Consider the following 9,535-nt stretch of genomic DNA (forward strand, 5'->3'; position numbering starts at 1 on the left):
AGAGACAGGCCCTGGTCATCCAGGACGCGAACCGCCTCCAGCGTAGGGTCCGCCTGGCGCAGCGTGCGCGCCAGTTGGGTGAAGCCGGTGAACTGCTCCAGCGCCATGCCAACGCGCAGGAACATCTCCACCGGCCCCTGGAGGATCGCGCCCTGCGCCGCGAGCCGCTCGAACTGGAGGCGGGCATCCCCGCGCCACGCCTCGCCCAGTCCCAGGGCGACGACTCCTCCGAGCGAGGCGGCCAGCACCAGGAGGAGGGCGCCAAGCCGGGCCCGGCGCAACCCGCGCCCGTGCCGGAGGGAATGGACAGACATGGTTCACTCGCGAAAGGCGGCTTCGTGCGCCGCGCCCTGTCTCCAAGGACGGCCTGGCCCCTGTCGGTGTGAACGGTTCACAAAGACATCCATGCCGCCGTCCCACGGGCATGCCCACACCCCCAATGCGTTCCTTTGTCTTGATGTCTTTTTTTGTATCAATGTCCCTGCTGGTCCCCCAGGCCCGAGCGGAACCCCCGCCGCCCACGGGAGCCACCGTGCTCCAGAGCCGCGACGGCCGGTCCGCGCTGCGCGTGGGCATGGGCCTGCAAACGGACCTGCGGCTGACGCCCACCGACGATGGGCTCGCGAGCACCTTCTACGTCCGCCGCGCGCGCATCAACCTGTCCGGCACGCTGGCGCCCTTCGCGGACGTGCGGCTCATCACCGACGTGGGCCTGCGTGACACGCCCCTCTACCAGGACGCATGGTTGGAATTGCGCGCCGCGCCCTGGCTGCGGCTGCGCGCGGGCCGGCTCAAGGTCCCCTTCGGCTACGAGTGGCTGGAGACCTCCTCCACCTTCCTGGACTTCGTCGAACAATCCCTCCTCTTCTCACTGGTGCTGCCCCGGTACGACCAGGGAATGGCGCTCCACGGAGAGTTGGCCGGCAACCGCGTGGAGTACTGGCTGGGCCTCTTCAATGAGGCGAGCAGCAAGGCGCGCGACGAGGATCGCGGGAAGATGCTGGCGGGCCGGATCGCCGTGGTGCCGGCGGAGGGCGTCTCCGTCGCGGTGAGCGCCACCCGCGCGCTGGGCGACAACCTGCCGGAGGAGGCGCGCGGCAAGCTGCCCACGGGCTTCTCCTTCCTGACGGCGCCCCAGTACAAGCTGACGTACGCCACGGGCGCCACGGGCCTGTTCGTCGTTCCACCCGAATGGCGCCTGGGCGCGGACTTCGTCTCCTTCCAGGGGCCCACGTCGCTGAAGGTGGAGTACGCCCGCTTCTTCTCTCCTTCGCGCGAGGGCTGGCTCACCGCCGCGGACCTGGGCAAGGAGGACCGGCGCGTGCACCTGGCGGGGCTGCGCTCGCAGGCCTTCTACGTGTCCAGCACGTGGGTGCTGACGGGCGAGAAGAAACAGGAGCGGGGCGTGGATCCGGAGCGGCCGTTTGATCCGGGCGCGGACAAGTACGGCGCGGGCGCCTGGGAACTGGGGCTGCGCTACGGCTTCGCGCGGCTGCGCTTCGAGGGACTGCCCGACCACGACGGGCCCTCCGAGGAGCGCCTCCAGGAGGTGACCGCCGGCCTCAACTGGTACCTCAACACCAACACCCGCTGGATGTTCAACGCCAGCCGGTACGTCTTCGACGGGGGGCGCGCGCCCTACGACGAGTTCCTCATGCGCATCCAGTGGTTCTTCTAGAGGGGAGCCGGGGCCATGAGTCTGTTCTTCAAGCTGGGAGCCGCGACGGCGGCCATCCTGAGCTTCTCCATCGCGCTGGTCGTCCTGCTCAACTTCGCCAAGTTCGAGACGACGCTCGGGGAACTCCAGCAGTCACGGCTGCGCGTGCTGGCGCTGGACGCGAAGGCCTCCACCGAGGCGGCCATCGACCTGGGACTGGCCCTGCCCGCCGTCCGCGACGCGCAGCAGATCCTCACCCGCGTGTCCGGCATGGACCCGGACATCCGGGGCGTCGCCATCCTCGACCGCCGGGGCACGGTGCTGTTCCAGAGCGGGCTGCACGCCACCACCCACCTGCCCGGCTCAGCCCGGGAGCGGGCCGCCTGGTTCGAGGCCGCCGCCGCCGCGCACGGAGGCACCTGGAGCCATTCGGACCGCGAGGCCCTGCTGGTGGGCGCGCCCATCCTCAACCCCTTCAGTCAGCCCGTGGGGTTGGTGCTCATCGCCTATGACCGCAAGGCGCTGGATGCGCGCGCGAGCGCCTTTCTCCACACCTTCGCCCGTCAGGCGCTGTGGCCCCTGGCCATCGGCTTCTCGCTCGTCTGCGCCCTGATGTGGATGTTGCTGAGGCCGCTGGGCCAGCGCTTCCAGGCGATGGAGCAGGCCTTCCGGAACATGGACGGTCCGGCGCACACGCCCCCGGCCGACGAGGCGCTGCGTGCCTTCGACGCGCGCTACCAGGAGGCCTCCCTGGCCCTGGCCCGCGCGGAGCGCTCGCTGGAGGGCCCGGCATGAGCTCCACGAACGACGGAAGCCTGTCCCGGAGCCGCATCTGGAAGGTGAGCCTGCTGCCCACGCTGCTCATCGTGGCGACGCTGGTGGCGGCGTCCATCCAGGCCTCGCGCCTGTTCGAGCAGTCATTGCGGCCGGACCTGCGCGCCAAGGCGGAGACGCTGGCCCAGACCGTGGCGCTCCAGTTCCACCGCGCCGCGGACCTGGGCATCCCGGTGAACCGGCTGGGCGCGGCGGATGCCTATCTGGATGACGCGGCCCTGGGCCACGAGGAGATCCGCTACATCGGCTTCGCCTCGCCGGACGGCCACCTGCTGTACGCGTCCAGGGACCTGAGGGCGAAGCCCGCGTCCTTCTTCGACAAGGTGCTCAAGGCCCACGCGATCGAGGAGGCGCGCGGTCTGGCGCGCCTGGACAGAGACCTGGACCTGGTCCACCCCGTGGTGTCGCGGGGGCGCGTCATCGGCCAGCTGCACCTGGGCATCGACACGACGTACGCCGAGCAGCGGCTCCAGGAGATCCACACCGACGTCCTCATCACCCTGTTCGTGACGGCGCTGGTCACCGTGGAGGTGCTCATGGCGCTGATGGGCCTGCTGGTCATCCGGCCGCTGCGGCTCTTGCGGCGCCTGCTGGAGCTGGGCGGGGCGGGGGACTTCACGCGGCAGGCCCGGGTGCGGCTGCACGACGAGGCCACCCGCGCGCTGGCCTCCGCGGGCAGGCTGGTGCGCGGCCTCAACCGCCGCCACGCGGCGCTGGACGAACGCGCGGCGCCGGAGCTGGCGACGCTGGGCGAGCGCTTCCGCTTCGGAGACCCGAAGGCCCCCGCCGCGCTGGAAGAGCCCGGGACGAGCGACCTGCGGCTGCCGCTGTTCGTCTTCCTCTTCGGCTCGGAGCTGTCGCGCTCGTTCTGGCCGCTCTTCGTCAAGCGGCTGTACCAGCCCGGCCCCTACTTCTCCGAGAGCTTCATGGTGGCGCTGCCCATGTCGCTGTGGGTCACCGCGATGGTGGTGTGCACGCCGCTGGCGGGGCGCCTGCTCAACACCCGGAGCAGCCGCGTGGCGATGCTGGTGGGCATGGTGCCCGCGGGCCTCGGTCTGTTCATGACGGGCCTCGCGTCGAGCCTCACGGAGCTCTTCTTCTGGCGCGTCGTCACCGCGGGCGGCTACGGCATCGTGACAACCACGGCGCTCTTGCACGTGGCGCGCACGTCGAAGCAGAGCCACGGCGCGCGGAGCATGGGCGTCTTCGTGGGCGCGTCCACGGCCGCCAGCGTCTGTGGCACCGCCATCGGCGGCATCCTCGCGGACCGCATCGGCTACGCGGCGACGTTCGGGGTGGCCTCGGCGCTGGTGGGCCTGGCCATGGCGCTGGTGCTGCTGCTGGCTCCGGACCTGGGGCCCGTCCGGGCTCGGGAGGAGGGCGAGCCCCGCGCGATGGCGGCCTACCTGGGCATCCTCAAGCGCGGGCGCGTGCTGCTCTTCATCTTGCTGGCGGCCATGCCGGCGCGCCTGGTGCTGACGGGCTTCCTCTTCTACCTGACGCCCCTGCGCCTGCATGCGATGGGCTTCACGGAAGCCGCCATCGGCCGGTTGATGATGGGCTACTTCATCGTCACGGTGTTCGCCACGCCGGTGGTGTCGCTGCTGGCGGACCGCCATGGCTGGCACCGGGGGATGATGCTCGTGGGCGGCGGGCTCTCCGGGCTGGGCGTGCTTCTGTTCGCGTCGGCCGGTGGCTCGTGGCAGTTGTTGGCCGCGGTGCTGCTGGTGGGCCTGGGACAGGCGTTGGCGGCCACGCCGCTGCTCGCCAGCATCCCGCCGCTCTTCGCCGAGGAGTGCGCCGGGTTCGGCCTGGACTCGCTCCTGTCTGTCTTCCGGATGATCGAGCGGGTGGGCAGCCTCGTCGGCCCGCTGCTCGCCGCCGCGCTGCTGGGCGCCAGCGGCTTCGTGCGCAGCACCCACGTCATCGGCGTCGGGATGCTCGCGCTCACCGCGGGCCTCGCCGCCTACCTCTTCCTGCGTTCCCTTCCACCCACCACTCCCACTCCGAAAGCCCCATGACCGCCATCACCCAGAACCTGTTGAAGCTGACGCCCACGCAGCGCGAGCACCTGGACGTGTTGTTCCTCGCGCAGTACGCGCCGGACCCCGGAGCCCCGTGGCCGGAGCTGCACCCGGAGCACGGCGTGCTCCCGCGCTACAACCACGAGCTGTTCCACACGCTGACCGGACTGGGGCTGCGGTGCTCGCCGTGCCGCTCGCTGGAGGACCTGGTCCACCTCCGCAGCGAACCCAACTACGTCTTCACGCTGCTCAACTGCGCGCCGGTCCGCAACTCGGAGGTCTTCACGTCGGCGTTCTGTGAATGGTTGCAGGTCCCCTACCTGGGCGCGCCGCCCAACATCCGCGCGCTGGCGGAGGACAAGCACCTCACCAAGCTGATGGCGCGCTCGCTGGGCATCCCGACGGCGCCCTGGGTGACGTGCCCGTCGGAGGGGAAGCTGCCGCCCGCGCCGGACTTCCGGGGGCCGTGGATCATCAAGCCGCGTTTCGGCGCCGCGTCCGTGGGCATCTCCGAGGACAGCATCCAGGAGACGGAGGCCGGGCTGCACGAGCGACTGCGCCTGTTCCAGGACCTGGGCCAGGCCTGCCTCGTGGAGCAACTGGTGCCTGGCCTGGATCTGACGGTGCCGGTGCTGGGCGGCGAGGAGCCCATCGTGCTGGGCGTCGCGGAGGAGACCTCCTCGCTGCCGCACGGCATCGTCACCCACCGGCAGAAGCGGATGCTGGACGGCGGGCGTGAACGCCGCATGGCGCCGCAGGGGCCGCTGGCGGAGACCCTGCGGACGTACGCGCTCCGGCTGTGCGCCGCGGTGCGGGACTTCGACTACCTGCGCGTCGACTTCCGCCAGCACCGCGACACCGGCGAGCTGTTCCTCCTGGAGTTCAACATCGGCTGCAACCTGGGCAGTCACGCGGCGGTGATGTTCACCGCGCGCAACGCGGGGTTCCAGCAGGCGGACGTCATCGAGCACATCCTGCGGCACAGCCTGGACCGGCAGGGCCGGATGTGGCGGAGCGCGTCCGCCCGGACGGAGGCGGGGCGATGACGGCCCGCGCGTTCCTCGCCGCGCTCGTCCTGCTGTCGGCGGTCTCCGCCTCCGCCGCTCCGTACCGCGTCTTCATGGTCATCCACCGCACCGGCGCGGAGGCGGACCAGGGCTTCCGGGACTACCTGCTCAGCGCGGGGCTGGAGGTGGAGTTCACCGTCCGCAACATCGAAGGCGACGCGAACCGGCTGCCGGCGGTCATCCAGGAGATTCGCGCGCGGCGTCCGGACCTCATCTACGCCCAGAGCACGCTGGTGACGGAGGGGCTCGTGGGCCGGCTGGGCGAGGTGGACCCCGCGCGGCACATCACCGACGTCCCGGTGGTCTTCGCCATGGTGTCGGACCCCATCGCCTCGGGGCTGGTGACGCGGCTGGAGGGCTCCGGGCGCAACCTCACCGGCGCCATCCACGTGGCCTCGCTGCCGGTGCAGCTCAAAGCCATGCAGTCGTTCATGCCGCTCAAGCGGCTGGGCGTCGCCTACAACCCGTCCGAGCCATCCCAGCGCAACATGTTCGACAAGCTCACGCAGCTTACCGCGCAGGCGGGCATCGAACTGGTGGCGGTGCACCCGCTCGGCAAGGACGGGAAGCCGGACGCGGCGCGCCTGCCGGCGATGATGCAGGCGCTGGCGGCCCGGAGGCCGGACCTGGTGTACCTGCCTCCGGTGAACTTTTTCGCGCCGCACAGCCAGCTGCTGATGGATGAAGCGATCCGCCTGGGCCTGCCCACCTTCTGCGCCATCGAGGTGCAGCTGGAGGCGGGCGGCATGATGGGCCTGGTGGCGCCCTTCTACAACGTCGGGGGCCTGGCGGGCTTCAAGGCCACGCAGATACTGCGTGAGCACCGCTCACCGGCGGAGCTGCCCGTGGAGACGCTGTCCCGCTTCTCCTTCGAGGTGAACATGCCGGCCGCGCACGCGCTGGGGCTGTACCCGCCCATGCACATCCTCAGGTACGCGCGGATTCGCGAGCGGTAGCGCGGGCCGCCTCCACGGTCCCCAGGTGCAGCAGCTCCTGCAGCAGGTCGAGCATGAGCTGCTGGCCCAGGTCGTGGCCCACCGCGTGAGAGAAGCAGTACGCCAGCCGCAGGGTGCCCCAGCGCTGCGCGAGGGTCGCGGGTGCGAGCGCGATGTCCGTCAGCCGCTGGCACAGCGCCTCCAACGGCGAAGCCACCTGGGAACCGAAGGCGATGCGATGCAGCAGCTGGCCGGTGAGCTCCTGGAGGAAGGACGCATCCTCCCGTGACGCCTCCAGCGCCAACGTCTCCGCCTCCGTCAGGTGGGCCTCCATCCCCGCCGCCAGCAGCACCGCCTCCAGCACGCGAGCGTGCCGCGGGTGGGCGGGCTCCGCCGCCAGCGCGACGGGGGACATGCCATCCATGATGCCCAGGCGCATGTCGCGGGCCTGGGCCTGTGTCAGTCCCAGTTCGCGGCACAGCTGGGCCAGCGGCAGCTGCGCCGGACCCGGGTGGCCGCCGTGCGCGGTCGCGGCCCGCAGCGCCAGTCCGTAGGCCAGCAGGCGGTTGGGGCCGTCCGGCAGTCGCACGCGCAGCGACGCGAAGAAGGCGTCGCCCTCCAGCGGGGCGGCGGTCCGGCGCGCCAGGCGATCCGCGAGCAACTCGCGCCGTGGATCGATGACCTCCGGGTCGCCCAGCACGCCGCGCCAGGCCTCCAGGTGATTCGCCCGGGTGAGGGGGCCCTGCGTCCGGATGACGAAGACCACCGCGTCCAACAGCGCCAGGTCCCTTGTTTCACAAGCCTCTGCGATGTGCGTTCGGATCATGCCGCCAGGACGGCACCGGCGGCGAGGCTGTGATTCCTTCGCGGAAATAAAAGAGGCCCCACGGGGCGCTTACCCCGTGAGGCCTGTCTGAAGTCACCGCATGCGTGTGATTACTTGAGGGTCCGGTTGATGCGACTCACCTCGGAGTCGTGGACCGTCACGGCGTCGAGGATGAGGTTGGCGTAGGCCTGGGCCGCGGTGGCCGGCGTCTTGTTCACCCCGTTCGGACCGTTGAGGTAGAGGTCGAGCGCGCCCACGCTGAGCTTCCACTCGTCCTTCAGTTGGGCCGGGGCCTTCTTCAGGCACTGGAGCCCGGCGTCGATGATGGTCTTGCAGTAGTCCTGCCACTGCGTGTTGCACGCCTGCCAGGCCTTGTGCTGCGTGGTGGTGGAGTTGGGGGGCGGATACATCGGGCTCCAGGACTCGCCGCGGCCCAGGTGCGTGGAGGAGGCCGGGTGGCCGGTGGCCTCCATGAAGATGCTGCAGGGGAAGCACGAGGCCAGCTTCGTCGTCTTCTTGCCCACGGCGATTTCATACGGCGTGCCGGGGTTGTAGGGCGTCTTCTTGTTCGGGCTGAGGTCGTTGGCCAGCTTGTTGACGCGCACGTCGTAGATGGCCTGGATCATCCCGTGCGTGTACGCGCAGATGTCGCGGTTGCGCTGGGGCGCCGGGCCCTCGAAGTGCATGCCCTGCTGCTTGAGCCCTGGCTTCGCCGGGTCATTGTTGTCCTGCTCATTGGCGGCGCCGATCATCCCCCAGGGCTTGTCCGGAAGCGCCTCCGGGGGATGCCACCGCCGCCCGTAGGTGATGTCGAACGGCACGTTGTGCCGGAAGGTGCTCATCAAGCCGGTCTGCCCATCCGTCCGGCCATCGATGAACCCCGTGTAGGCGCCGCGGCCCTGGTAGCCCAGCTTGTCCGCGGTGTCCGCCTGGGTGGCCAGCAGGAACAGCCTGGCGGCGGTGCCGTCCGGCAGCGGCGGGTCGTAGCGGTAGGCGTCGGCGGGGTTCTTGTCTCCGGAGCCGCCGGTGATGCGGCCGCCGGTGGTCCAGATGGGCGTCTTGCCCAGCACCACCTTCTGGTCGGGCTTGAGTCCTGACGCCTGCAGCAGCTGGTTGAGCTTCTGGATGGCGGAGAGGTGGGTGGGGTCCAGCGGCTTCTCCCGCAGCTCCTGCTCGGACAGTTTGTGGCCGTCCTCCACCTCGAAGTCGACCCGCGCGTGCCGCTTGTTCACGTCCGCGTTCGTGAGACGGCTCCAGGCCCACCCGAGGACCGCCGCCGTCATGATGACATCCGCGTCCTTGGCGTATTGCGTACCCGGGCTCAGGATGCCCTGCTGTTTCACCAGGCTCATCGAAGACCTCTCCCTCTGGAGCTTTGAGCGCCCGCTCCGATAGGCGTTGGAGCCAGGACGCGAAGCAGGAGCCCGTTGTGAAGGAGAGGGGACCTCGGGGGCTCAGGGGACAGAGGGCCGGGGAGGTGGCACGCAGGTGTCGAGCGAGTAGGGGCGGCTGCGCGCGCACCAGTCCGGCCGGCCCGCGCCGGTCCACGAGAGGACGAGGTCGGAGGCACTTCCTCCCTGGATCTCCCCGGGCCATGTCTCCACGAGTTGGAGGCCCTGGTCCGCGCTCCAGCGGAACAGATCGATGGGCGGTCCTTCGCGGATGGTGGAGAGCGCGAGCGCCACCGTGTGCTCGGGGCCGCAGAGGACCCGGGGCACGTGGCGAGGGCCCTGGTAGATGGTGGAGCGATGGACCTCCGTGCCGTGCTCAAGCCACACATGCACCAGGTGGGAGCCCCCGAACTCCCCGGTGGCGTCCGTGTCCTTCACGAGCGGGGAGACGACGAGCTCCGCGTCGCCGCACCACTCCTTGACGCTGGTCTGGGCGGGCAGCGTCGCGCGGATCGCTCCGGAGCGCGTGTCGACGAGCAGGCTGTCCCCCTGCATCAGGTTCACGAGGGCCAGCTCCCCGTGAGGGCTCGCCGAAGTGAAATAGACGCCCTCGATGCGCCGGGAGCCCGCTGTCATCACGGAGTCCACCCGGCAGGAGTTGTTCTCCCAGTCCAGCCACTTGCAGGTCCTCACGTGGCGGACGGTGGCGGAGCCCACGGCTTCGGTGCGGTCGGACTCCAGGCGCCGGCCACACGCCGCCGCGAGCAGCAGGCAGGAGAGGAGGGCGGCACGGTGGGGGAG

Annotated in this window: 9 protein-coding genes; 5 read left to right on the plus strand and 4 right to left on the minus strand. The window is 70.5% G+C overall.

Features of this window, described 5'->3' with window-relative positions; translation table 11 throughout:
* Positions 1 to 314, minus strand: a 314-nt coding sequence (locus tag D7Y11_RS39285) for a hypothetical protein (RefSeq protein WP_148139263.1), incomplete at its 3' end; no start/stop codon positions are given.
* Between the two features lie 161 nt (positions 315 to 475).
* Here D7Y11_RS39285 and D7Y11_RS39290 point away from each other — a divergent pair.
* From D7Y11_RS39290 to D7Y11_RS39310, 5 genes are read left to right on the plus strand one after another with little or no spacing between them, the layout of a single operon-like run.
* The gene (locus tag D7Y11_RS39290) at positions 476 to 1,678 is read left to right on the plus strand and encodes an OprO/OprP family phosphate-selective porin (protein WP_158642051.1); all 1,203 of its coding nucleotides are present in this window, start codon (positions 476 to 478) and stop codon (positions 1,676 to 1,678) included.
* Positions 1,679 to 1,693: 15 nt separating this feature from the next.
* The gene (locus tag D7Y11_RS39295) at positions 1,694 to 2,452 is read left to right on the plus strand and encodes a cache domain-containing protein (RefSeq protein WP_126936244.1); all 759 of its coding nucleotides are present in this window, start codon (positions 1,694 to 1,696) and stop codon (positions 2,450 to 2,452) included.
* Positions 2,449 to 4,512, plus strand: coding sequence for an MFS transporter (locus D7Y11_RS39300; protein ID WP_126936245.1), 2,064 nt, complete (start codon positions 2,449 to 2,451; stop codon positions 4,510 to 4,512). The genes D7Y11_RS39295 and D7Y11_RS39300 overlap by 4 nt, the downstream gene beginning before the upstream one ends.
* Positions 4,509 to 5,561 carry a hypothetical protein gene (locus D7Y11_RS39305; RefSeq protein WP_126936246.1) on the plus strand — a complete coding sequence of 351 codons (1,053 nt, stop codon included), beginning with the start codon at positions 4,509 to 4,511 and terminating at the stop codon, positions 5,559 to 5,561. Before D7Y11_RS39300 ends, D7Y11_RS39305 begins: the two co-directional genes overlap by 4 nt.
* On the plus strand, positions 5,558 to 6,538 hold the full coding sequence (locus D7Y11_RS39310; protein ID WP_126936247.1) for an ABC transporter substrate-binding protein: 981 nt from the start codon (positions 5,558 to 5,560) through the stop codon (positions 6,536 to 6,538). The genes D7Y11_RS39305 and D7Y11_RS39310 overlap by 4 nt, the downstream gene beginning before the upstream one ends.
* Here D7Y11_RS39310 and D7Y11_RS39315 read toward each other — a convergent pair.
* The 3 genes from D7Y11_RS39315 to D7Y11_RS43600 all read right to left on the minus strand — a co-directional run.
* Complete coding sequence (locus D7Y11_RS39315; protein ID WP_126936248.1) at positions 6,510 to 7,343, minus strand: hypothetical protein; 834 nt, start codon at positions 7,341 to 7,343, stop codon at positions 6,510 to 6,512. The two genes, D7Y11_RS39310 and D7Y11_RS39315, sit on opposite strands and share 29 nt — an antisense overlap.
* 110 nt (positions 7,344 to 7,453) lie before the next feature.
* Positions 7,454 to 8,695, minus strand: coding sequence for a hypothetical protein (locus D7Y11_RS39320; RefSeq protein WP_120576511.1), 1,242 nt, complete (start codon positions 8,693 to 8,695; stop codon positions 7,454 to 7,456).
* Between the two features lie 102 nt (positions 8,696 to 8,797).
* A partial coding sequence (locus D7Y11_RS43600; RefSeq protein ID WP_158642052.1) for a hypothetical protein occupies positions 8,798 to 9,535 on the minus strand: 738 nt, incomplete at its 5' end.

The sequence above is a fragment of the Corallococcus sp. AB018 genome, assembly GCF_003986945.1.
GTDB lineage: Bacteria > Myxococcota > Myxococcia > Myxococcales > Myxococcaceae > Corallococcus > Corallococcus exiguus.